Source organism: Chitinophaga varians, assembly GCF_012641275.1.
Taxonomy (GTDB): domain Bacteria; phylum Bacteroidota; class Bacteroidia; order Chitinophagales; family Chitinophagaceae; genus Chitinophaga; species Chitinophaga varians_A.
Window position 1 is genome coordinate 185,246 of sequence record NZ_JABAIA010000002.1, and the last position, 24,718, is coordinate 209,963.

At 48.6% G+C, this 24,718-nt stretch carries 21 protein-coding genes and 1 tRNA gene; 13 read left to right on the forward strand and 9 right to left on the reverse strand.

Features of this window, described 5'->3' with window-relative positions:
• Positions 1-5: 5 nt before the first annotated feature.
• Positions 6-2,462, forward strand: coding sequence for a PQQ-binding-like beta-propeller repeat protein (locus tag HGH92_RS15285; RefSeq protein ID WP_168871675.1), 2,457 nt, complete (start codon positions 6-8; stop codon positions 2,460-2,462).
• Positions 2,463-2,545: 83 nt separating this feature from the next.
• Here the strand turns inward: HGH92_RS15285 and yiaA are convergent, their stop codons facing one another.
• From yiaA to HGH92_RS33615, 4 genes are all read right to left on the reverse strand, one after another.
• Positions 2,546-2,962, reverse strand: a complete 417-nt coding sequence (gene yiaA / locus HGH92_RS15290) for an inner membrane protein YiaA (RefSeq protein ID WP_168871676.1) — start codon at positions 2,960-2,962, stop codon at positions 2,546-2,548.
• Between the two features lie 174 nt (positions 2,963-3,136).
• A tRNA-Met gene (locus tag HGH92_RS15295) sits at positions 3,137-3,208 on the reverse strand.
• Positions 3,209-3,442: 234 nt separating this feature from the next.
• Positions 3,443-3,805 (reverse strand): NIPSNAP family protein, encoded by a 363-nt coding sequence (locus tag HGH92_RS33610; protein ID WP_211092652.1) that lies wholly within the window; start codon positions 3,803-3,805, stop codon positions 3,443-3,445.
• Positions 3,806-3,868: 63 nt separating this feature from the next.
• Positions 3,869-4,210, reverse strand: a complete 342-nt coding sequence (locus tag HGH92_RS33615; RefSeq protein ID WP_211092653.1) for a hypothetical protein — start codon at positions 4,208-4,210, stop codon at positions 3,869-3,871.
• Between the two features lie 108 nt (positions 4,211-4,318).
• Between HGH92_RS33615 and HGH92_RS15305 the strand changes: the two genes are divergently transcribed.
• A complete protein-coding gene (locus HGH92_RS15305; RefSeq protein WP_168871677.1) occupies positions 4,319-5,434 on the forward strand; it encodes a suppressor of fused domain protein in 1,116 nt (371 codons plus the stop codon).
• On the opposite strand, the gene HGH92_RS15310 is transcribed toward HGH92_RS15305, so the two are convergent.
• A complete protein-coding gene (locus tag HGH92_RS15310; RefSeq protein WP_168871678.1) occupies positions 5,431-7,335 on the reverse strand; it encodes a hypothetical protein in 1,905 nt (634 codons plus the stop codon). The genes HGH92_RS15305 and HGH92_RS15310 overlap by 4 nt on opposite strands.
• Before the next feature lie 144 nt (positions 7,336-7,479).
• Here HGH92_RS15310 and HGH92_RS15315 point away from each other — a divergent pair, with 144 nt between their 5' ends.
• The 11 genes from HGH92_RS15315 to HGH92_RS15365 all read left to right on the forward strand — a co-directional run bounded on the left by HGH92_RS15315 (position 7,480) and on the right by HGH92_RS15365 (position 20,091).
• Complete coding sequence (locus HGH92_RS15315) at positions 7,480-7,983, forward strand: RNA polymerase sigma factor (protein WP_168871679.1); 504 nt, start codon at positions 7,480-7,482, stop codon at positions 7,981-7,983.
• On the forward strand, positions 7,973-8,590 hold the full coding sequence (locus HGH92_RS15320) for a hypothetical protein (protein WP_168871680.1): 618 nt from the start codon (positions 7,973-7,975) through the stop codon (positions 8,588-8,590). The genes HGH92_RS15315 and HGH92_RS15320 overlap by 11 nt, the downstream gene beginning before the upstream one ends.
• Before the next feature lie 263 nt (positions 8,591-8,853).
• The gene (locus HGH92_RS15325; protein ID WP_168871681.1) at positions 8,854-9,444 is read left to right on the forward strand and encodes a hypothetical protein; all 591 of its coding nucleotides are present in this window, start codon (positions 8,854-8,856) and stop codon (positions 9,442-9,444) included.
• 276 nt (positions 9,445-9,720) lie between these two features.
• The gene (locus HGH92_RS15330) at positions 9,721-12,447 is read left to right on the forward strand and encodes a hypothetical protein (RefSeq protein WP_168871682.1); all 2,727 of its coding nucleotides are present in this window, start codon (positions 9,721-9,723) and stop codon (positions 12,445-12,447) included.
• A gap of 223 nt (positions 12,448-12,670) precedes the next feature.
• Entirely contained in the window at positions 12,671-13,408 is a 738-nt protein-coding gene (locus HGH92_RS15335) for a Crp/Fnr family transcriptional regulator (RefSeq protein WP_168871683.1), read from the forward strand.
• A 27-nt stretch (positions 13,409-13,435) separates the two neighbouring features.
• Complete coding sequence (locus HGH92_RS15340) at positions 13,436-14,350, forward strand: hypothetical protein (RefSeq protein WP_168871684.1); 915 nt, start codon at positions 13,436-13,438, stop codon at positions 14,348-14,350.
• Positions 14,351-14,467: 117 nt separating this feature from the next.
• Positions 14,468-15,328 (forward strand): TraB/GumN family protein, encoded by an 861-nt coding sequence (locus HGH92_RS15345; RefSeq protein WP_168871685.1) that lies wholly within the window; start codon positions 14,468-14,470, stop codon positions 15,326-15,328.
• Between the two features lie 132 nt (positions 15,329-15,460).
• Positions 15,461-17,641: an outer membrane beta-barrel family protein gene (locus tag HGH92_RS15350; protein WP_168871686.1), complete on the forward strand. Its 2,181-nt coding sequence runs from the start codon at positions 15,461-15,463 to the stop codon at positions 17,639-17,641.
• 44 nt (positions 17,642-17,685) lie between these two features.
• The gene (locus HGH92_RS15355) at positions 17,686-18,423 is read left to right on the forward strand and encodes a hypothetical protein (RefSeq protein ID WP_168871687.1); all 738 of its coding nucleotides are present in this window, start codon (positions 17,686-17,688) and stop codon (positions 18,421-18,423) included.
• Positions 18,420-19,259, forward strand: coding sequence for an SUMF1/EgtB/PvdO family nonheme iron enzyme (locus HGH92_RS15360; RefSeq protein WP_247654953.1), 840 nt, complete (start codon positions 18,420-18,422; stop codon positions 19,257-19,259). The genes HGH92_RS15355 and HGH92_RS15360 overlap by 4 nt, the downstream gene beginning before the upstream one ends.
• 40 nt (positions 19,260-19,299) lie before the next feature.
• Positions 19,300-20,091, forward strand: a complete 792-nt coding sequence (locus HGH92_RS15365; protein ID WP_168871688.1) for a helix-turn-helix domain-containing protein — start codon at positions 19,300-19,302, stop codon at positions 20,089-20,091.
• Here the strand turns inward: HGH92_RS15365 and HGH92_RS15370 are convergent.
• From HGH92_RS15370 to HGH92_RS15385, 4 genes are all read right to left on the reverse strand, one after another.
• Positions 20,084-20,476, reverse strand: coding sequence for a winged helix-turn-helix transcriptional regulator (locus HGH92_RS15370; protein ID WP_168871689.1), 393 nt, complete (start codon positions 20,474-20,476; stop codon positions 20,084-20,086). The two genes, HGH92_RS15365 and HGH92_RS15370, sit on opposite strands and share 8 nt — an antisense overlap.
• A 172-nt stretch (positions 20,477-20,648) precedes the next feature.
• Positions 20,649-21,686, reverse strand: coding sequence for an HlyD family secretion protein (locus tag HGH92_RS15375; protein WP_168871690.1), 1,038 nt, complete (start codon positions 21,684-21,686; stop codon positions 20,649-20,651).
• Positions 21,687-21,699: 13 nt separating this feature from the next.
• A complete protein-coding gene (locus HGH92_RS15380; protein WP_168871691.1) occupies positions 21,700-23,028 on the reverse strand; it encodes a TolC family protein in 1,329 nt (442 codons plus the stop codon).
• A 30-nt stretch (positions 23,029-23,058) separates the two neighbouring features.
• Complete coding sequence (locus HGH92_RS15385) at positions 23,059-24,630, reverse strand: DHA2 family efflux MFS transporter permease subunit (RefSeq protein WP_168871692.1); 1,572 nt, start codon at positions 24,628-24,630, stop codon at positions 23,059-23,061.
• Positions 24,631-24,718 lie beyond the last annotated feature (88 nt).

A 24,718-nucleotide genomic window follows, 5' to 3' on the forward strand; every position in this document is an offset into this window, starting at 1 on the left:
TGACGATGAAAAAGATTTTGTTTGCTTTCCTGTCCTGTTGCACCCTGCATACAGCCATGGCGCAGCGTTTTACGGGAACAGTGTTTCTCGATGGCAATGCCAACGGCAAACAGGACGCTACTGAAGCCGGTGTTGCCGGCGTGAGCGTGTCTGACGGACTTTCTGTGACCACCACCGGCAAAGACGGCCGCTTTCAGCTGCCGGGGCATGCCCGCGCCCGTTTTCTATTTATCACTACGCCTTCCGGTTATCAGACAACACGGGAGTTTTATATTCATACAGACAGCAGCCGTACGGCCTATGACTTCGGCTTACAGGCCCGCAGCAAGGCCGTTGCCGGTAAAGCCAGGTTTGTAAGGCTGGCCGATACCGAAACAACACAGTTCAACGCCTGGATGACCGAAGCCAAAGAATACGCCCGCAACGAAGACGCAGACTTTATGATCCATACCGGTGATATCTGCTATGAGAAAGGCATGGCGTTTCACGCACAACATGTCAACAGCCGTACCATGGGGCTGCCGGTATATTACTGCATCGGCAACCACGATCTCGTTAAAGGCCCTTATGGTGAAGCTTTGTATGAATCCCTCTTCGGGCCGGTGTTTTATTCCTTCGAATCCGGCCCGGCGCACTTTATTGTGACGCCCATGCGTTATGGCGATTACCAGCCTTCCTACACGCCGGAAGATGTGGTGAAGTGGCTGAAGAACGATCTGGCACATACCGATCCGGCTAAACCGGTGATCGTTTTCAACCACGACCTGCTGACCTATGATACGTTGTTTGCCCTGCGGGCGGGCAATGACAGCATCAACCTGAACGAACATAACCTGAAGGCCTGGATATATGGGCACTGGCATATTAATTTTGCCCGTACCCATGGCAATACCGGTATCCGGTCGCTCTGCGCCGCGCCTCCGCCGGATGGCGGTATCGATAATGCAGCTTCCAACTTTGACGTGGTAGACATCGATAAAAACGGTATTTCGTTGGTGCAGCGCCGTTATACCTATGTGGAAAACCAGCTGGTCCTGGTATCTCCAACGATCAACGGTACCGCCTTTGACCAGGATAAAATGGTAGTCAGCGTAAACGCCTATCATACGGCATCGCCGGTGAAGACAGTACGTTTCCGTATGTTCGACAAAAATGGCAACCTGCTGAAAGAACTGCCGTTGCAGCAACAGACAGACTGGAACTGGCGCGCTACCGCCGCAATACCGGTGGCTGCAAAAAATGACGTATATACAGCAACGGTAGAGGCTACCCTCGGCACCGGCCGCATGCTCTTTGTCCGCGATACTTTCCGTTTGACTAAAACAGTCCTTCCCGCCGCTAAAAGCGCGGAATGGCCGGAAGCCTTACAAAATGCGCAACGCACCGGCATCACTGGTCTTTCAGATGCAGGAACGCTCTCTTTGAAATGGACGGCCAACATCGGTGGTAACATCTGGAAATCATCTCCCATATGCGCCGAAGGCAAAATCTTTGTGGGCACCATCGATGACGAAGGCAACCATCATTGTCATATCACGGCGCTGGACGCCAATACCGGCGGCCTGTTATGGCAGTTCCCCACTGGTAATTCCATTAAACACAGCATGAGCTACAGTAGCGGCGTATTACTGGCTACGGATGCAGAAGGCGTTACCTATGCGCTGGAAGCGGCCACCGGAAAACTGCGCTGGAAACATCGGGGCAATCAGCAATCGCTGCCTGGTTATAACTCCGGCGGGGTAGCACAGGACGGTGTGTATTACACCGGTGCGGCCAATAACCTGCAGGCGCTGGATATCCGCAATGGTCAGGTGAAATGGACCAACCGCGACTGGACCGGCGGCGAAGGTACGCCCGCCTCCATGGCATTGCGTAACGGTCAGCTGATCACCGGCTCCAACTGGAACCACCTCTATGCCCACGATGCAGCCACCGGCCGCGTACAATGGAAACGCAGCGATGAAGGCCTTCGCTTCCGCAGCGGCACGCCTGCTTTCTTCGATGACAAATTATACGTACACGGCATCAATAAACTGCATGTGCTGGAACCCGCTACCGGAAAGACTATCGACAGTATTCCGGTGACTGCCGAACTGAAGACCATGACGGCGCCGCTGGTAACATCACAATATATCATTACCTGCACAGCCTCCGGTGGCATGATGGCTTTCGATAAAAAGACGAAGGCGCAGGTATGGCAGTTTGTACCCGGTGAAGCATTGTTCTATACCGCTCCCTATACTACACCTTCTTCCGCCACGATAGAGTCCACGCCGCTGCTGGCCGGCAATAGCCTGCTGGTGGGCGCTTCCGATGGATTTGTATATGCAGTGGACCTCGCGTCAGGAAAGATGTTGCGCCGCATTGCAACAGGAGCGCCTGTCTTCGCCGATATGGCGGTATACAACGGAATGTTGTATGTAGCTGACTTTTCGGGGAATGTGAACGCGTATGCGTTGTAATGGTTACTATCCTATCTGCTATAAACAGAAAAGCAAAGAACGATCGTTCTTTGCTTTTCTTATTTCAACTGGTTTGGTACGTCTTACTGGAAATCGCTGTTTCTGGCTTCTTTTGCAGCGGCCTGGCTGTCGCGGGTGTTTTTCTGTACCGCGATGGCGCCGAAAATGCTCAGCAGGAACGCAAAAGCATAGAACCCTTTTTCGCTGGGGAGGAGCGTGGCATTCCACAAACCGATGATCAGCAGTACGATGGCTATCAGCATGGATACCCAGCTGATGCCGTAGTACATATCAGTTACGGGAATGTTTTCCAGCCTGTCGCGTACGCACTTCTGCACAGACACCGCCGCAAAAAGCGCATACATCAGGATGGTGAAATAATAACCTTTTTCATTCAGCTGCATGGTGGCGTTCCACAGCCCGATAAGGTATCCCACAACGCCGGCAAGCAAGCCTACCCAGGATGTGGCGATAAAGGCCATTGATGGTTTTTGTTTCATGGATTAATTGTTGTTAAAAAAAGGATGAACATTGTGGTGATAAGGATATCTCCGTTGATATATTTTACAATATAATAATACTATTTATTTCTGATACCGGAGGATATGTTGAGGAGAAAGACAATTGGGTCACCAAAATAAAAAAATCCCGGGCATTACCCGGGATTTTCTTTGTAGCGAGGAGCGGATTCGAACCACTGACCTTCGGGTTATGAGCCCGACGAGCTACCTCTGCTCTACCTCGCAATGAGGTTGCAAATGTAGGCAATAAAATCAAACTACAAAATTTAACAGAAAATTTTTTTGCTGTTAACGTGTAGGAAATGTGAACGATAATAGAGAAACATCCTGTTGGCATTTACCGCTTTGTTATGCCAGTAAAGCGTTTGCGGGTTGTCTTCCGGTGTCGTCTATACGCTCCTCATCACGCTGAAAATATTTTATTTATTTTTTTAGAAAGACGAAAAAGGGTGTACATCGCTATATATCTGAGTAATCTGTGGGACGTAAAAAGGTGATTTCGGATTTAGACACGTTGTGTGCATAACCCGGCATCGCCTGTAATTTTTTCCAGGCCGGGTCAGCGGAAAATGATTTCCAGTGTGCATCACGATCGGCTTTGTTATTGAACGTTGTCATATACATGAGATTGGGCATACGGCTACCGGAAAGCACAGCGCCATAAAACACTGCATTGAAGCCCAGCTGCCGGAAAATGCCGATCTCATCGCCGTCGTTGAACATCTGTACTTTGTTGACATGATACTGCTCAGTAGGACTCTCATAACTGCGTAATTCGTATACCCGTTCCGTTTTGGGAGCAGACAGTGCCGGCATGGTCATGACAGGTGCATTGGGAAAAGCCTGCAGCAGGATAGACTCCAGCCGGTTGTAAGGGATATCGTTCTAGGCCGCGTCCAGGTAAGAACGGCCGGAGTCGTGGAAGGCCTTGTCAGCAGACAGCTTTTTGTCCAGCTGCAACAGCTGTTCCATATTCCGGAAAGGCACCAGCACATAAATGCGTATATCCGCAGTGTCTATGGCAACAGGTTTAAAGACGCCCACTGTACTGATACCCGCACGATGCAGGGCCGGCAGGTAAGCGGCTTGCAGAAAACTGTCCACCCTGGCTTCCTGGGCGGTTGTTTTCAGGTGATAGATCTTTATCTGGTAGAGTTGCCTTTCTTTGGCCATCAGCTGGAAACAACCCAGCAGCAGTGCTGTAAGCAGAAACGTGGAGAACTTCATGGTTGATGATTTATATCCAACAAAATAATAGATTTTGATCTGGAATGCTAGTCTCAGTGATGAATACATTATTTTTGGAGAATTCTGTATTACAAAAAAATTGATGTTATGCCCGATCCGGTTATGTTACTGGAAGAAACCAACAGCCGTAATACTATGTATGCGGTGGTAGAACAGGATGACAGAGTTGCTTATTTTTATCTGTATCCTTCAGAACTGCTGGCCAACAAATATTCGCCGCGGCCCTGCTGGCTGCGCAATCTGAAGCCGGCACCGCAGAAAAAAGATGTACAGGCCATGGAGGAAGGTATGGCCCCCATGCTGGAAGCCCGTTATTGTAACCATCCGGAAGGGAAAGCACCGCTAGACCCCGCCTTGATACGCATCGTATGGATGGAGGAAGGCGACGGCGCCGCGCTGATCTATGACGGTGAGCTGATGGCCGTTATCCCGGGCTGGACGCTGTACACACAGGAACGTGCCGTTAGTTATGCCGCCGACTGCATCGACGCTGGTGAGGACAGCCTCATGTTCCCGCTGGGAACACCGGAAACCAATCAACTGCATAAAAAAGTAGCGGAAGCCACTGCCTTCTGGGACGACTGGTCCGATGAAACCAGCCAGACATGGAGCATCCTGCAACAGCAGTATCTCGATGCCTATGAAGCCGTACTGGGCCCGACTGTAAAATACTATGCCATAGATGGTGGCAAATGGCCTCCTATCGGTATGGCCCGTTTTGAGAAAGATGATGTGGTGTACTTCGTGACACTGGGCGTAAGCATCCGGCCAATGCCATGGGTGGAAATGCTGTACAATGACAAGGCGGCCGGGTTCCGCAGGATGGAGCTGGCGCTGGCCGTCAGCAAAAAAGACTTCGATGAGAAAACGATCATGAATTTTGCAGGCATGGTGTCTGGTCTGGCTGACCGTCCCTGGAGACAGGTCACCTGGCTTGGAGAAGGCCACACCATCACCTTCAGCGAGCTGCCGGCGCCCTACGAAAGCATGATATTGTCTTCGGCGCTGTATACCGGTCCTGCCATCGAAATGCCCGTGATGTACAATGATCCTGTTAACCTTTACTGGGCATCCCCGATCACCAAAGCAGAACGATTGTTTGCTCACGAACAACCCAACGGCGGCTATGTGCTGCTGGAGAAAATGATAAACAACGGTATCAATCACCTTATACAACCCCGGAAGGAGGTAGTGGCCGGTTAACGGCCACTATCCGCTCCGGCGAAGATGCCGGGCGCAAATGCTTTCAATGCCGCTGCTGCGGCAGGCTTCAGTAATATATAACGTTGATCTGTATACGATTCCCCGTCGCCTTCCAGCTGGTACAGCCGGAAAGCTGACCCCTGTTTGCCCAATGCTTCATTGATGACCCGAAGGGCGTTCACCTGTTCAGGTTGACGGTCGGCAGAAAAAACAAAACGGCGCGCATGGAGCCGCTGTAGGGCTTCCTGTGTGCGGTGGGAAAGGCTTTGCAGGTCCGCCACGCTGCTGAACCAGGCAGGGGAGAAGGACAGTGCATCCTGGTAACCGGCAGGGTTCTGTTCGCGGATGGAAGCCTGCAACAACGCTGTGTCCTGCTGCGGGAATAACTGGTGCTGGCGGCACAGCGCCACAAAGGAATCGATTTGCTGCCTGTTCAGACGGGTACGGGTGTCGAAGTACTGATAAGGGTACACGGCATAGTCATAATCACCGGGACTACCGTTGTAGCAACCTTCTATGCGGTCGAACAGGTAGGGCGACTGTAACAGCTTCGCCTGCGCTTCGTTGAGCAGCGCCAGGAACACGGTGTCGGGTTGCAGCGGCTCGTAGCGGGTAAAGCGGTTGGGCTGTATGAAAAAGAAACGGCGCTGATCGTGCTGGTCTTCCAGGTAATGATTGAGGAATTGCAGGTTCTCCGGCCGTATCCAGGATTCAAATTCTTTTTCGTCGATCGTCTCCTTGTACAGGTGGCCGTTGAGCCGCAGCGTGGCCGACAGTATTTTGGCCGACCTGCTGAGTGCCAGTTGCTCCTGGTAAGGATACAGGCCATCGGCATTGGGGGCGGCTTTCAGTATCCGTATATCCGTTGCCGTTAAAGGGAACAGCTGTTTTGATATTTTATCGGTGGCCTGCTCAAAGAAAGACCGGATGGAGGTGACGGGGATTTCTCCATAGTGGCTCACCGGTACGAGGTCGTAGGGCTGTATGTCTGTGGCGGTACAAAGCGGTACGGCGGATTTACAGTCAGAGAGGATATCAGTTGAGGACAGCAGGGTATATGGCCGGTAACGGGCGATGATCTGTTGTTTCGTGGCTTCGCTGATCAATCCCGTTTGTTGCAGGCTGTCGAGGCATAACAACTGTTGTTGTTTCAGGTAAGGATACTTATCGAGGTAGGTGATATATCTTTCCAGCTCCCCGAGCGCATTGGTATGGCTGACGGACCCGTAGATATTTTTTCCGTTTTGATAGTAGATGTTGATCGCCGAATCTGTTTCCGGGAGGAAGCCTGCCTGTCTGAAGAGATTGACCCAACGGAGGTAGGGGGCGTAGATGGCTGTTCTTTCCTGTTGGGCAGCCGGCGTGTCGGTTTGGTCGTTGACTGCCAGGTCGAGGGGGCTGTCTGCCATATAAGGCGCCATTGCTGGGCCAAACCAGCCATGGAGGCGGACGGTGAGGGAGTCGCTGCTGTCGTAATTAGACCGGCAGTAATCGGCCGAGTGAAGCAGGAACCCGAAAAGGTCGTGGCGGGAGGGAAACCGGGCCGCTAGGAAACGGGCTTCGGCGAACTGGTTGTCATGCCCTGACCATGGGTATTGCTGAATGGCCGCCAGGGAATCCAGTGTGGCCATGGGTATCCGGGTTTGCCCGGGGATGATGTCGAGGAAGTCGGCTTCTGCTACAAAAATGGCCTGCCTGGGCAGTTGCGTTTTATCGAGCCCCTGATATAGTCTGAGTGGTTGACCACCGGCAAACCGGAGCAGTTCTTCCTGTCCGGCAGGTGTTAAAACCTCCAGCTGCCCGAGTTTGCGGGCCATGTCGGAGACAGTGGAAAGCGGTAGCTGTTGGGCGTTGGCAGTGATGTGGCTAACAAATAGCAATACTGACAGTAAGTATTTCATATTGACAATGGGTAAAATTCTGATCGAAGATAGTGTTATGGATAATTCTTTGAAAATGAGTTTCTTTAAATTTTTTTTTGAAAATGTTGTAACGAAAGGGCCGACCCGGATACTAATGAGGAAAATGTACTAAAGCAATCCGTCTTGAAAAATAAGGAGCAGGAATTTCTGGCACATATAGAAAGTAACAAGGGGATCATTCACAAGATCTGTAAGATGTATATGGATACTGCTGATGATCAACAGGACCTGTTCCAGGAAATTGTTTATCAGTTATGGAAGTCGTACGGTTCTTTTCAGGAGCAGAGCCGTTTTTCCACCTGGATGTACCGGGTGGCGCTGAATACCGCGATTGTTTTTTTTAAGAAGGAGCGACGGCAGATACAGACATCCGATACTATGCCGGAGTACCTGGCAGAGGAAGACCATCGCACATCGGAGCGGGAGTGGCAGTTGTATCATTTTTACAGGGCGGTGCAGCAGCTGGAGCGGTTGGAAAAAGCGCTGGTATTTTATCACCTCGAAAATTATTCTCACCGGGAGATAGCAGACAACCTGGGCATCTCGGAAGGTAATGCCCGTGTAAAGCTCAACCGGGCCAAAATAAAATTAAAGGAACTGATTAAACTACAAGGATATGAATTTTGATGATATACAATCACTGTGGAATGCAGACGACGGGGGGAAAGATATGGTGGTCCCTGATAACGTGGAAAAGATAAAGTCTGCACATCATCCGGTGGTTAAAATCCGGAAGGCGATGAAGCGGGAAGGCTGGGTACAGTTGGCTTCCATTATCATACTGGCATTTGCGCCAATGTATTTTAAGTCTGATATACTGACGGTTGCTTATTACTGTTTGTATGGGGTAATGTTAGCGTTGAGCGGATATTATTTCTACCGTTTTTATCTGTTTTACCGCCGGCTGGGCACTGCTGTGTTATCAGCGAAAGAACATTTATATGAAGTGTATTACGACATACAGCTGCATATAGAGATGTACCGGTCGTTTTCATATGGGCTCATGATGTTGGCATTGGGATTTGTGACGATGTATGTACTGACTGTGCCGGGGAGTTTACATGCCGCTATAGGGAATGATTTCAGGGGTACGACAGTGATAAAGACAGTATTTATTTTCGTGGTTTTTATAGGAGGGATAGTGGTGTCTACCGAAATGTGGATAAAGAGATGTTATGGGATGTATCTGAAGGAGATAAAAAAGATAAAGGATGAATTAAAAGAAAACATTTGAAACAATCGGTTGCGAGTGTGTATTCCCGTTAATAATTAGTTAACGGGAATATTTTTTTTATGGGTGTATTAGTGTGTGGTAAAGGGTTTGGGCCGGATGTGACCGGGTATGCCATCGAGTTGTTAAAGAAATTTTAAAATGATGATGGTGGTCATCGCTATGAAAATTATTTAGCTCTAATATTGTGTCACAAACCTTGATAAAAGAATGCGCATTTCATCATTCAGGTTGCTGTTTTCTCAAAACTTTTAAACCCAAAAAAAATGAAAAAGCTATTATTGTCTGCAGCTTTTGCAATTGCTGCCTTAGGCGGTTACGCGCAATCAGGATCTGCTCCTGTTTCTCCCAATTCCCAAGCCCCTTCATGCTGCGGTGTTTCTTCTGACTATTCTGCAGTGCTCGTTAGCCTTGAATTATGCAATGTAATTGAAATTTGCCCTCCGTTGGATGTTATGTGCGCAAAATTCGATAGCAAAGAAGATTATAACTGCGGTGAAGAGCTTGAAGACTTCTTCGGTCACAAATCTGCTAATTTTACTGTTAGCTCCAACAGAAACTTTAACGTAACTATCAAATCTTCTTCCCCTAACTTCTTGTATGTAGGTAGCGGTACTGGTAATACTGTTATGCCTTGCTCTATCCTGAAATACAACCTGAGCAGCAACGGTACTGGTGGTACTAACGCTACTCCGATGTCCTGGAATCCGCTGACAGTTGCTGCTGCTCCATTGATCAACAATGGCGTACACGGTGTCAACAAACCTTTCTCTGTGAAATTCAAAGCTGATCCAGGATGGGATTTCGCTGCAGGCACTTATGGTCTGGGTGTTATTTTGACTGCAACACAGTTATAATATCAAGGATTGGACGCTCAAGTAAGCCTTTTCAATGGAGAAGGCTTACTTGCCCAAAAACTGAAGCTGGATATTTTGTTGGATGTTATGTGGATGGATGGTTCGTTGGATGTTAGTATGTTGGATATTAGATGTTAGATGTTTGATGTTTTTTACGTTGGATGTTACCTCAATGAGTTGGATGTTACCTCTTTAACCTGGATGTTACCTCAATAAGTTGGATGTTTCCCGAGAGAGATGAAGTTGGATGTACCCCTTTTACCCCCTGTCAGCCAGATGAAACTGTCGTTACCCCCCATGTTGTGCATTTTGTGGCACCTCTGTTGCACTGTCTACATCCCGGAAGTTTCCGGGCAGGGAGTTGCCGGTTTTGTTGTAACGTTAAAAGATTCGCTGGCTGCCAATAAAGATAGCCGCTTTCTGTATAATAATATTCGGATCACCAATAAGTACCATCAGGCACAGTCCTTTCAGTTATCGGTGACGGTCCCGGATGGCTGGCGGTTGATGGCCCCTGCGAAGTCATTGTCAAAGGTGCTGGACCCTGACCAGTCGGAAGTGGTGCCTGTAATTTTGATGCGGCAGCAGAATGCGCCGGCGCTCTGGAAACCCGTACAAGTGCAGGTTGATGCGAAAGCCTATCGGTTTTATATAAAAGCGGAACCCATCTGTGAGTTTTTGGTTACCCCTCTTACAAGTGTTATCCAATTAAAAGGTCAGGAAAAAGACTTTACAGTTACGCTCCGGGTCAGGAATACCGGTACCGTTCCCGGAGCTTACCTGGCCAATATCAGGAATCGCAACCTGGACATTAACAGTACCGAAAAATTTAGGTTGAAGCCCGGCACAGATACCGTGTACTCTTTTTCCTACCATCTGAAGGACAAGGCGATGAACATGCTGAAAGCAGAGAAGCTGCAGATCAATGTGGAAGACACGGCAGGCATAAGCTACATGAATTACGCCATGCTCGAGCGCGTACAGCATGAACGAAAAGAAAAAGAGTCACCCTATATTACCTTTCCGTTCTGGATAGAAACAGGCGTTATGATATGGGGAAAGCAAGTTAGTTACTATGGTGGTATGCACGGTGAGATCCCCATTGGTGACAACAAGCTTTCCTTTTTTTACCGCACCAAACAATATGGCCTCGGCAATAATCTGGAACAAAATGTGATGGGATTCAATTACCAGACAAAACACTGGGACCTCTACGCCGGGCATATGAGCGATATCAAATACTTTTTTACCTACGGCAATGGCGGTAAAATCACGTACAGGCCCAAACCCAATACGGAGTTTACCATCAGCGGCACCAAACACAGTGATGCGCTCACCTGGTTTACCAACGACAACCTGACGATGACCGCCAAATATCCGGTAGGGAAAGTCACCGTGCTACAGGGCATTGCAGGAGACGTAGACCATATACAGCGGCGACAGTCCTATCTTTTCAACAATGAACTACAGTTGATCAATACCCCCAAAGTGTTGTTAGCTGTAAACGCAGGGGTGGGCATGGACTTCTTCGCTAAAAAGATACCGGGCTTTCCTGACAAGCCAGGCATGGCATCGGGCTATAACTTCTCCTATCATGGAAAACGGATCGATTTCAATAGCCTGGTGCAATATTACAACGATTATTTCCCCGGGCTGAACAAAGGGCTGACGTATCAATTCCATGATATTAACTGGAAGTTCGGCAACAACGCTGTGGGTGCTTTTTACCAGTACAATCACTCCGGCGTGAATACGCTCCGCGATACGATTTACAGCACAGACGCCTTTAAGTTCAACATCGCCAAATACGGCCTTAAGTACAGCCATGGTTTTATGAACGGTTCCTTCTCCCTCAGTGGTGGTTTGATGAAACAAAGCATAGTCGTAGGCAGTACCATGCCTGAATACATTTTCGGAGAGATGTACCTGAAGCGGCAGACCGGCAAAAAATTCAGTTTCTTCCTGAACTCCATCAGCGGGTATAATGGTTCATACGGAATCGATAAAAAAGCTGTTTTTCTCACTAATACGAACATGTCGCTGGCTTATAAGGTCTTTGGCGTAAAAGGTACGTTTATGCAACAACCCGTGTTTGATCAGACAACAGAAAAGAATTTTCTGCGATATGTGCAAACCATGCTGGCCGGCCCTTTTATGACGTTTACTTTGTTTAAGCGGGTAAAGACAAATGTTTACTATAATTTCTCCAAATCGTTGTATGATAATCTGGTATATCATCAGGTAGGTGGCAATATTATGTACAGCAATCCAAAGAATGGACTGGACCTGAGCGCCTCTGCGATGATACCGCTGGAAAGCGGCAGCCTCGCCCCAAATGGCCTGGGTGAGAAATATATCAGCATATCAATGACTAAAAAATTTAATGTACCAATAATTTTCAGGAAAAAATACTTCACCTTGAACCTTTTACCATTTTTTGATGTTAATGGTAACGGAACCAGAGATGCCGGAGAGCAGCTTATCCCTAATCTGCAGATCAATATCAACAGTATTCCCTTTATCTCAGATGAAATAGGCTCTATCTCCTATCGAAATGTCACACCAGGTAAATACCAATTGGATTTTGGCGGCGCTAACAACGTCAAAGGCGTAATACCTGCTTCCGGTTTAACACAAACGGTTCCGGTGAACAAAGATCTGACTGTTCTGATTCCTTTTAAAAGGAGCCGGGTAATTACCGGGAAGATCATGATCAGTTCCGACTCCCTGGCCAGGAGCAATTTCCCTCGCAGCAACATCAAAGTAATCGCAACAGATAGTACAGGCATGCTGTATAGCACCCTGACAGACGACATGGGTAGTTATTTCCTGAACGTGCCTGCCGGCAAGTACGCCGTATCCTTGAATCCGGAGGCGTTCAGTGACAAAATAAGACCCAGGGTGATGTCCTATTCAGTGGACGTGGCTACCCGTCTGGAAGCAACGGCAGATTTTGAGATAGTTGACAAAAGCAGGGTAGTAAGGTTTTTTAAGAAAAAGTAAAGAGACCTCGAATATCTAAATACCATGATCATGAAAAATATGAGATCTATTTGTTTAAGTATGCACCCCAAATCGTGATAGCTTTATCCTGATGATAACCCCGAAAGAAAACACCGTCTCTTTCAAGAAAATTTAACCATATCCCGTTTAATTGCAGGACCGTTCCCCCAAAAAAACGTGTTAGTATGTATGTCATTGTCATGTCCTAATTAATTGCTGAAAGATGAAAAAGGTAATGTTTATTGAAGAGGAAGCGGATTGTAAACACTCATTAACCCCGGCTATGCATTCTTTTAACCCTGTTACCACTGTAGACGAACTGCTGAAAGCGCAGGTCGACGACGGCAACGTAATCAGTATTAAAAAGAAACGAATTATTTATGCAGAAGGCAAAACCGCGGCATCCATTTTCTACATCCTCAAAGGAAAAGTAAAAACCAGTAAATGGAATGAAGACGGAAAAGAGCTCATCACCGGCCTTTACCATGAAGGCGACTTTATCGGGTTCAATGCCCTGCTCGATAGCGGCAGGTACCGCGAAACAGCCGAAGTAATTGAAGATGCTGAACTCGTCATTATTTCCCGTACCGACCTGGAACTTCATTTCGAATACAACAGCAGCTTTCTGCGCAAGTTCCTGGACATACTCGCCGCCAATATCGCGGAGAAACAGGAACAGATGCTCCGGATGGCATACAGCCCGCTCCGCAAGAAAGTGGCAGAAGCGCTGCTGATCACCTGCAAAAAATACAATCCTACCAATCAGGGCGAGTTCAGTATGAATATCAGCCGCTGTAACCTGGCCGCACTGGCCGGTGTGGCGAAAGAATCCCTGATCAGGACATTGAGTGATCTGCGTGATGAAAACATCATCCGGATAAAAGACGGAAAAATTATTATAACAGATATCAGAAAACTGGAACACCTGATTTATTGCTCAGACGGAAAACCGAACATATAACCCAATATCATCAAATTCTACCGTGCTATGAAACAGTTGATGCTATTATTATTCCTGTCGTTCAGCGTTCTATTTATAAAGGCCCAGGATACTACCGGTAAAAAAAGTATGATCGTAAGGCCGGCAATTGATACCAGTAAAACAAGAATGACGGCCGGGTCGCCATTCGCTTTGAAAAGCCCGGCAAAACCGGCAGATACCACCAAAAGAGGGCTGACCATAAAACCCTCAACGATAGACTTTAAGCTGAATAACGGACAAACAGGTACTGCCCATGTGTATATCGTCAACCACCTGAACAAGAAGAAACAGTTTACGCTGTATCTCAGTGACTGGATCAGGGACTCGCTCGGCGTACATGTGTACACCGCGCCCGGCAGCACCGAACGATCCTGCGCCCGCTGGATAAAACTGGACAGGACATTTGTGGAGGTTGACACAGGACAAACGGCTGATATCCCGATTAAAATGATGGTGCCGGATTCATCTGCCGTCACCGGTGAAATGAAATGGACCATGCTTTTTCTCGAAACAACAGAAGAACAGATCGTAGAATCGCCCACCGGGCTGAAAACCAACGTGACAAATAAAGTCAGGGTAGGGGTACACCTTTATCAGACACCCCCGTCCCTTACCTATAAAGATGTGAAAATACTCTCCTTTGACCACGCCGATACCAGCGCCCGGATATGTCACATCACGTGTCAGAATACGGGGACGGTGCAACTGGAATGCACCGGCTATCTGGAACTATCTAATATCGCCACCGGCGATAAAACGAAGATCGATGTACCCATGTTCCCGCTGTTCCCGGAACAGAGACGTGTGGTGGAATTTGTAATACCCGACAAAGTACCCAAAGGAAAATACTCACTCATAGGAGTGATCGACGCAGGAACAGACGTACCTATGGAAGCTGCACAGGAAATGATAGATATCTGAACTGTATCCACTTAGAATCTGATCCGGCACTATTCTTAGTGCCGGAAAATTTTTTTTGAGAAAACTGTAACGAAAGTTTATCTGCTGCAACTAATACTGTAAATAAACTTTTTAACAATGATACAGTTGCTCAAAAAACTCTCCTTCGCCATTGCCACTATATGTACCGTTACTACTACGTCCTTTGCCAACACATTACCGCAGCCCACAGCGAAAACAGTCCTGTGGAAAATATCCGGCAACGGACTGGATAAACCTTCCTATCTGTTTGGTACTTTTCATATGCTCTGTAAAGATGACCTCATCATCAGCGACAAAGCTAAAAAAGCCTTTGCAGGCACCAGCCAGCTGGTAATAGAAACCAACATTTTTGATCCTGCGGAAATAAAGCTGGCGCAAAAAGAAGTCATGTCCGATGTTCCCCAAAGCCAGCGGTTGTCCAAGGAAAAATATGCGTTCGTGGATTCCGTGCTCCGCGCCAGAATAGGTGTGCCTTTACAGCGGTTTGACAGTCTCCGCCTGAGCGCGCTGGTAGGCGTACTGGCACAACTGGGCTTCACCTGCCCGCAGCCCGTCAGCCAGGAAGCAGCGCTTTATCAATATGCGCAACAGCAACAAATGAAGTTCGCCACGCTGGAAACAATAAAAGAGCAGGTGGACTACATGAACAAAGGATTTTCTGACGCCTACTTTTTTAAATTCCTCCAGGGCATCGACTCCCTGAAGCATGTAACTACGCGCATGGTCAACGCCTATAAGACGGAAGACATAGATGTCATACAGCAGGAAATGAACGACGCGGACATGAGCTACTGGCTGCTGACACGCCGTAATGCAAACTGGGCTGTTAAAATGCCCGCCATGATGCAGGCCAACAGCTGTTTTTTCGCAGTTGGTTCCGGCCACCTCGCCGGAGAAAATGGTATCATTCAACTGCTGAAAGCCAAAGGTTATACGGTGACCCCTGTTTTAAACTGATTGGACCAGACAAAAAAACTAAAGCATCCCTGATAACGAATAAAAAGAGCCGGGAACATCTGCCCGGCATTTTTATAAGCGGTTATTAAAATCCATGCCCCTTATGTATTTTGCGGACTTTGACCGTACTGTATGCATAAATTTATCTTGTTGGTGCTGGCCAGTTTACCCACCTGCGTAACTGCCCAAAAAAAAGACTCAACCATTAAAGAACTGAAAGCAATCTCCATTGTGTCTAAAAAGAAAACGGTGGAGTTTAAAGATGGCAAAGTAGTGTATAATGTCAGTAACAGCGTAAACGCCATGGGCAGTAATGCGCTGGAGCTGTTGAAACGCTCTCCCGGTGTGATGGTGGACCCAACCAATAATATTTCACTCAACGGGAAATCAGGTGTTACGGTGTATATCGATGGTAAGCCCAGTTACATGCAGGGCGATGCCCTGGCTGCATTATTGAAATCATTGCAGTCTGCTAATATTTACAGCATAGAACTGTTGCCTAATCCATCCAGTAAATATGACGCTGCCGGCAGCGGCGGCATCATCAATATCCGCCTGAAAAAAAATACCGCCTCAGGGCTTAACGGCGATGTCGCTGCCGGTATACATTTCGGGCAAACACCCAAAACAGAAGGAGCGCTGAACCTGAACTACCGTACCGGTAAATTTAATCTGTATGGTAACTATAACCACTACTTCGGATATCATAATATGGAATATGATTTCTATCGTATACAGGAAGGGGAGATCATCGATAACCGTACCCGCGATGTGGATATGCGCAACCCTGTCAACTTCAAACTGGGAGCCGATTATAATATCAACAGCCGGCATACCGTAGGAGTGATGATGAACGCCAACCTGTACTTCGGCCCGGGGATGACCAACACCACCACCTACCTTTCGGATGCGGCCACAGGGCAGTTGACGTCTATGCTGAAAGCTACCAATGACTACTATTCGCAGAAACAAAACTGGAAAAACTACAACGTCAACTATCAATACAAGGATACCAGCGGCCGGTTGTTCACCACAGACCTTGACTATGGCTACTACCGGGCCCGTATCAAAAATATCCTGTACAACCATTTCCTGAAAGCCGACAGTGTGACCGAAACCGATCAGTATACGCTGCGTACTTTTAATAACAGCGATATCAACATCTATGGCATCAAAGCCGATTATGAACAACCGGTACAACGCGGCAAAATTTACGCAGGCGTCAAAGCCAATGCCGTGGCCAGTGACAACCGGGTGCAGATCTTTGATGTAAAAGACAGAAAGGACTACCTGAACGAATCAAAAAGCAATACTTTCCGCTACGATGAAAAGGTATATGCAGCATATGCCATGGCCGACCAACAGTGGGGGAAATGGAAACTGCAGGCAGGTCTGCGCCTGGAACAAACTGTAGCAGACGGCGTGTTGCATGCCAAAAGCCTGGCTACCGGTAAAGATACTTCGCAGCAGGTGAACAACCGTTACCTGGACTTTTTCCCGTCTATGCAGTTGTCCTTCCGTCCGTCGGAGCTGCATCACTTTTCATTGCTGTACAACCGTAAGATAGACCGGCCTACCTATACGGACCTGAACCCTTTTTCCTACCAGCTGGATGAACTTTCCTCCTGGCAGGGGAACGCCTTTCTGCGGCCGCAGTACTCCAACAGTGTTACTGTAGGATATAACGCCACCGGCATTTTGTCGGCCTCGTTAACGTATACCCATCGCCGTGATATGTTTGTGCCGGTATCGGATAGCATCAACGGAAACAAAATGGTGATGACGCCAAAGAATGTGGGATCGCAGCACCTGTTGGCGCTGAACTTGTCCTCCAGCGTGTCGCCGCTGCTATGGTGGAGCATCTCCGCCAATGTGAACGCGTTCTATAAACAGAACCTTATCACCTTCGATGAACGCAGGCATGCCCGATTAAGCGTTAATACCGTGCAACTGAATGTGCAGCAGGTATTTGATCTTGATAAGAAAACGCAGGCGGAAATCAGCGGTAATTATCAGTCGCCTGATATCTATGGCGGTTTCCAGCGAAGCAAACATAACTGGCAGCTGAATGTTGGCGTGCAACGTAAAGTGTTGAAAGACCAGGGAACCGTACGGATCGGTATCAACGACCTCTTTCAGACGGCCCGCTGGTATGGCGTCCGGGATTTTGACGGGCTGTACTACCGCAACAAAGGGTATGAAGATTCCCGTCAGCTGAGGATTGGCTTCAGCTACCGTTTTGGTAACGTGAAGCTGGCCAGGGCAAGGGAACGGAGCTCCGGGCTGGAAAGTGAATCCAGGAGGGTTAAATAATGCGGAGATGTCTTAATTTAGCAGTCTAAATAAAAAAAAAGTACATGAAATACCTGATGTTTGTTGCCGCCGTTTTAGGGTGTTTACGCCTCTCTGCGCAGGAAGATGTGCCGGCGGAGTGGAAAACGCCGAGCAAGTCCAGCGAAGCCTATGCCGCCTACCGGAGAAAATTAACCGTACCTCCCTATGGACTGGCAAAGGTAAAAGCACTGATCGAAAAAATCCCTTATCAGGAGGACGACAGCTCCCCGATGAGCAATAAAGATTACATGGCCCTGTCTTTACGGGAAAAGTTCACTTACCATATGATCCATGCGGAGATCAACGCGCAGAACTGCGATGTGCGCCCGCCCATCCAGGACGAAGAAAAAAAAATATTCGGCCAGATGGCAGACGGTTCCGAAGAAAGCGTATGGAGCGACCGGCAAAGCAAATTCATGATCAGCAACCGCGATTCCGTGATGGCGCTGATCAGGGAGTCCACTGACCGCAGCAAGAGAATGGGCGCCAATTACAAAATGGCGATTGTAGAGATCAACGGGCGGGAGATGATTCCTTATATCATTGAAGTGTACAACAGGGATAAAAAAGACCGTGACCTGCTGACGCTGCTGATGCTGTTGATGAAGAACAATGAATATAAAGAATTCATGGCTTCCCAGTCTTACCGTAAACTGTACGGAGAGAAAGCCGACTATCAGTCTTATATCGATTTCAACAAAGGCAACGAAGACCTGATCATCAAAAGAGCCACTGATTACTACAATACGATCCGTAAATGAGCGGCTTTTTAACATATTGCCTGCAACGATTTACCCCGGTCCTGCTGATGCTGGCCGGGGTAAATGCTGTTAATGGCCAGTCGTCGCGCCTGGTGCATGTACCTGCCGGAGACTACACCCTTGGCAGAAAAGGCTATATCAACAATCCGCTGCGTACCGTACATACCAATGGCTTCGATATCGCAGCTACGGAACTGACCAATGCCGAATTTGAAAAGTTCGTGCAGGCTACCGGTTATGTCACCGATGCAGAGCGGAATAAAAACGCGCTGGTATTTAGTCCGGGGCTGCGTGAGTTTCGCTGGCTGGAAGACACCACAGCCTGCTGGCGTTATCCCAACGGCGTTACCCGTGGCGGCATCGAAAATAAAATGAATCACCCGGTAACGACTATCAGCTATCGCGATGCTGTTGCTTATTGTAAATGGGCCGGCGTCAGGCTGCCCACCCTCGATGAATGGGAAATCGCTTCCCGCGCCGGCGCTACCACCACCTACTTCTGGGGCGATGATATGATGCCGCTTTCCACCTATGCCAACGTGTGGCATGGCCGCGACCACCTCCAGGCCGACAGTACCGACGGATATATGTACACTGCGCCGGTAGGCAGCTTTAAACCGAATGCATGGGGCCTGTACGACATGTACGGCAACGTTTTTGAATACTGTGAAGGCCGGCTGCCGACGGACAAACCCGATAGCCGTTCCGTGCATGCCCGTGGCGGTTCCTGGTGGTGCAGCAAAAATTCCTGTGCTTTTTTTAATTCTGTGGATATCGGTAGGGTAAAAAGAGGGGCATCGTTTAGTAACCTGGGGTTTAGGGTGGTGAGGAAGTAAATACTTTACATTTTTTGTAAAGTATTTTGTATCTTTAGTAATGGAAATTATTGAACTTGCTTCAGGAGAAAGAAAAAGTGTCATAATAACCGAAACGCAGAAGAGCGACCTCAAAAATCTGACGGAAGAGAAATTTTTTTTTAACTGGCGAGCGCTGGAAGGAGGTTCAATTGTATATCAGTTGCAACTAAAGGAGAAAGAAGGCATTCTGGGAGTTATGGGGCTTATTGATTTCCCGGATGAAGCCAGGGTGGCAGTTATTTCTGGACGGATGGCGTTTATTGAACATTGTAAAAAAATATGTTTTATGTATGTGAAGAAAGGTTTTTCAAAGAAAAAACTGGAAGAAGTGGCGGATGATGTAGTAATGACTGAAAAACTTTCACCTGCACAAGAGGTTGAAGCCAGGAAACAGCTTGCAGCTGCACGTAAGAAAACACAGGCGGGGATGACAGAGCAGGAGAGGTTGATTGCTAATTTGCTACAGTTGAAATTCCGCCTGGAAGAGTATATTGATAACAGAGAATTTGATGATAAACTGACATTCGGTTATTTTCTGAAAGAGTACCTACAGTTGATTCACAAGAAAAGAAACGAATTTGCTGCTGAAATAGATATTCATGAAACCCTGTTAAGCCAGTTGATCAACAATCACAGAGCGCCCAGCGAAAGTGTTATAATCCGCCTTGAGCTCCATTCTAATAACGCTATACCTGCAACTTACTGGTATCGTCTTGTTGAAAAACAAAAAGAGCATTTTATTGGAACCAATAAAGAATTAAGGAAAATGGAAAAAAAGTTTGTAAAAAACCCGCTTAGGATTTCTATTTGATCCCTTTTACATCAGGAATAGTACTGCTAAAAGATGATGCTTCCTGTGGCGCACTCTTACAGTGATGATGCCGATACGCATTGCCCCATTCATTCATGGCTTCGATAACTGGCCACAGTGATTCGCCCCAGCTGGTGAGATAGTATTCTACCCGTAGGGGTACTTCCGCATATACTTTTTTATAGATGATATGGCAGGTTTCCAGTTCCTTTAACTGTTGGCTCAGTACCCGCAGGGAGGCACCGGGAATGTTCCGGCTAAGCTCACTGGGGCGACGTATGCCCAGATGAAGGCAGTCCAGTATACAGGCTTTCCATTTGCCGCCAAGGGCCTTGATGGTGGTGGCTACGCCATAGTCCAGTTCGGGTAACTTTTTGACATACATAAGGCACGGTTACATTTGCTGCCTCAAATATATCCATTTCAGGCCGCGCTGCCTATGATGATAAATTTGTCCATATGGGTCAATGGAAGATGCCTTCCCGGTTGCTGCGTTTTAGTTCTCTGCGATATTATGTAATGAAGCGGGGCTGCCTCATAAGGCAGCCCTGCTTTTTTTAACGGGTATTGACCGTTACTTCTACGTTCATGCCTGGCCGTAGCCGCCGAAGGGTGGTATCTGCCGCATGCAGTTTTATTTTCACCGGAATACGTTGCACTACTTTTACGAAGTTGCCGGTGGCATTGTCTGGCGGCAACAACGCTACTTTAGCGCCCGTGGTGGCTGCGAAGTTATGGACAGTGCCGTCCAGTTCCACATCGGGATAGGCGTCTACCCGTATTTTTGCGGGTTGTCCCGGATGCATGTGGGTTAATTGCGTCTCCTTGAAATTGGCGGTCACATACAGGCTGTTTTCGTCGACTACGGAAAAGAGTGTCTGTCCGGATTGTACCAGTTGCCCGGGCTGTACCTTGCGTTTGGTCACAAGACCGGTGACGGGTGCAGATATATGTGTGTACGATAGCAGTAGCTGTGCGTAGTCTATATCTACGGCTTCGCGGCCGACAGCAGTATGGGTTACCTGCAATTGCGACCGGTGGTTGCTGATCTGTTCAATGGCTGTATTGTACTGGCCGCTGGCGGCGGCATAGGTAGCAGCTGCGGCATCACGGTTTGTTTTCGCCTGGTCATATTGTTGTCGTGGCACGGCGCCTTTGGCTACCAATACGCTGTAACGGGCAAAGTCCTGTTCCGCCTGCCATAATTTTGCTTTGGCAGCTTCTACCTCGGCTTTGTAGCCCGATGATGCGGCCTCGGAAGTGGCCACCTGTGTGGCGGCAACATCAATGCGCGAGTTGGCCAGTTTGTGGGCTGCCATTGCCTGTTCCAGTTTCAGATGATATTCCCTGTCCTCCAGTTTAATGAGCAACTGGTTTTTTATTACCCGTTGGTTATCTTCAAAATATATAGAGTCGATATAACCACCGGCCCGGGACACAACCACGCTCAGATCGCCGTCGATTTGCGCATCGTCTGTTTCTTCGTGGGTGCGATAGAACTGGTACCTGTTGATGCCGATGATGATACCGGCGGCTGCTGCTGCCAGTAATATGACTGGTAACAGTATTTTTTTCTTTTTCCTTTTTTCTTCCATGTTGATAATTTATTTAGTAGGATGTTGTGATACTGCCGGTTGCCTTCAGCAGCCGGAACCAGGCGAGGCTGGCGTCGGAGCGTGCTATGGCGATATTGGCCATGGCCTGGTACAGGCGGCTGTTAGCGTCTATCACGTCGGTAACGGACGTGGTGTTATACTGGTAGCGGTCTGTTTGTATGCGATTGTTCTCTGTGGCCTGGTCAATGGCGCTTTGCAACAGTTGTATCGTCTGAAGTGCCTGTCTGTAACGTTGGTAACAGGCATTCACTTCCTGTTGTATGTTCTCTTTCAGCCTGTCGCGTTGAATAAGTATCTGTTCTTGTTTTACTTTGGCTTGCGCGATCTGATGGCGTGCCGACCAGAGCGAGGAAAAGTTCCAGGCTACAGTGGCCCCGGCTGAAACAGGTGTGAGGTAGCTGCCTGCGGGCGGGATGAATGCTGCGCCTGCGTGGATATAATCTGCGGTGATGCTGCCGGAGAGGGTGGGCAGTTGTCCGGCTTTGATACTGCGGATATTGAACTGGTCCAGCGAAGCCTGTACACCGGACTGCTTCAGTTCCTGCCGCTGCCGGAAAGCCGCTGCCAGAAAGTTGTCCAGCGTGCTGTTGTCTTGCGTGGGCGGCAGCACCGGCGCCGGTACTACCGTTGTATCTTCGGGAAGGCCCAGCAGTATGTTCAGACTGTATTGTACGGTACGGCCTTCTGCTTCCAGCCGCGTGCTGTAGATGGCGGTTTCGGAACGCTGCAGTTTAAAGCGAAGCACATCGTTCTGAGTGACGATGCCCTGTTCATACAGGTCGTTGGCCTGTTTGATCAGGCTGTCGATAGCCAGCGTTTGTTGCTGCGATACCAGTATGCTACGATGGATCTTGTAGAGGTCGTGGTATAGTTCCGCGATCGTATAAGCAACTTCGGTAGTGTGTTGCTCCAGTTCCAGGTTGGATAGCTGCATCAGCAGCTGCGCGGATTTCCGGGCATAGCGGAGTTTGTTGCCTTCAAAGATGGTTTGTTTGATACCGGCATGGGCCATATAGTTTTCTCCGCGTTTGCCCAGTATCAGGTCCTGGTTGCCCAGCTGTATGTGGTCTGCCGGCACTTCCATATGGCTGAAGGTAGCGCTGATACTGCCTGTAGGCAGACTGGCGTCTTTTACCTGTTGGTAGTGCTGAGAGGCGGCGGTTATGATGGCTTTGTCCAGCCGGAGGGTGTGGCTGTGGGCCAGCCCCATGTCAATAGCGGCACTGAGGCTGAGCGAAGGCGTTTGTCCGTTGTGTTGAAGTGGCCACCAGAGGGCGATTGACAGGAGTAATACTACCTGTCCTGTTTTAATTGCATTCATGTGGGTGATAATGTTGGCTAATGAGAAAGATTAATGTGCATCGGCTACTGCGGCGGCTTTTCCGCTTTTCAGGAAATAGATGAAAGGCACGCAGCTGAGGAAAAGAAAACCAATGACGATGTAAACATCCATATAGGACAATAAGGTGGATTGTTTGATGACGACCATGTCCAGCAATTTATGGGCATGGCCGGCGGACACGTCTTCCGGAAAACCCTGTGCCCGAAAGGCTTGTGTGGTCTGTTGCAGTCGCGTCAGCATGCCGGGGTCATCTGCATTCAGATGGGAGAGCAGCCGGTCGCGGTGCAGCATGTTTCGCCGTACAATAAACGTGGTGATGATGGCAATGCCAAAGGAACCGCCCAGTTGCCGCGTCATGCCGGTGAAGGCGGCACCATCGGATATCTCCCGTGTCTGCAAAGTGGAGAAGGCAATGGAGCTGATGGACAACAGGATCATGTTCAACCCGAAGTACCGGAATATCAACACCCAGAAAAACGTCTGGAAACCTGTTTCCGGGGTGAGTATACGCGAGCTCATGTAACAGTTCACAAAGAAGATAAACATACCAGCGCTCATCATATACTGTGGCTTTACGCCCGATTTCAGCAGTTTGTTGGTCAGCGGGAATATCACCAGGCTGGAAAGAGAGGTAAGGCACACCAGTAGTCCGGCGTCGGTGGCAGGCCAGTTGAGCTGCGATTGTGTAAACAGCGGCACGATGAACGTTGAGCCGTAGGAGCCGAAGCCGTAGATAAAGGAGAAGATGGTGCCAGCCGCCAGGTTCCTGTTCCGCAACACTTTCAGCGATACGATCGGATGGGAGCAGGACAGTTCCCGCCAGATGAATAGTATGGCGCCCACGCCCGCGGTGATGGACAGGGTGATGATAATGCGGTTACTGAACCAGTCTTCTTCCTGCCCTTTTTCCAGCACATATTGCAGGGAACCTATCATGAGGGCCAGCAGGAATATGCCAAGCCAGTCCACATCAGCCGCGGGCAATTTGTTGTCGTAGCGGGGCGACCGGATATATTGTAATGTCAGCAGGACGGCAATGAGGCCTAGTGGCACATTGATATAAAAGATCAGCGGCCAGCTGTAATGGTCAATGATATAGCCGCCGATCAACGGTCCCATGGCGGGACCTACAATGACGCTCATCATAAATATCAGGTTGGCCGTACCTCTTTTTTCTATCGGGTAGGATTCCGTAATGATCGTCTGGGAGGTGGCCAGCAGCGCCCCTCCGCCGATACCCTGAAGAAAGCGGAAAAATGCCAGCTCGGGGATACTGCCGGACATACCACACAGTAGGGAGCAAAGTGTAAATAAGAGAATGGAGGCCGCGAAATAATTGCGCCGGCCAAATTGCCGGGACAGCCAGCTGGTCATGGGGATCAGGATCACGTTGCCGATACCGTATGCTGTTACAACCCAGCTCACCTCTGACAAGGTGGCGCCCAGGTTGCCCTGGAGGTCGTTCAGTGCCACATTTACGATGGTGGTGTCTAACAGCTCCAGAATGGCACACAGCATGGCGGTCAGCGTGATGATGACCCGTCGCATCCCATATTCTACGATGGTATCTACCTGTTTCATCTTTTTTTGACAGCAAATTTCGTCGGGTGGTGGGTGGGAATAGTTTGGTGAAGGGATTAAAAGGTATGCTAAAAGGATAATACTTAAT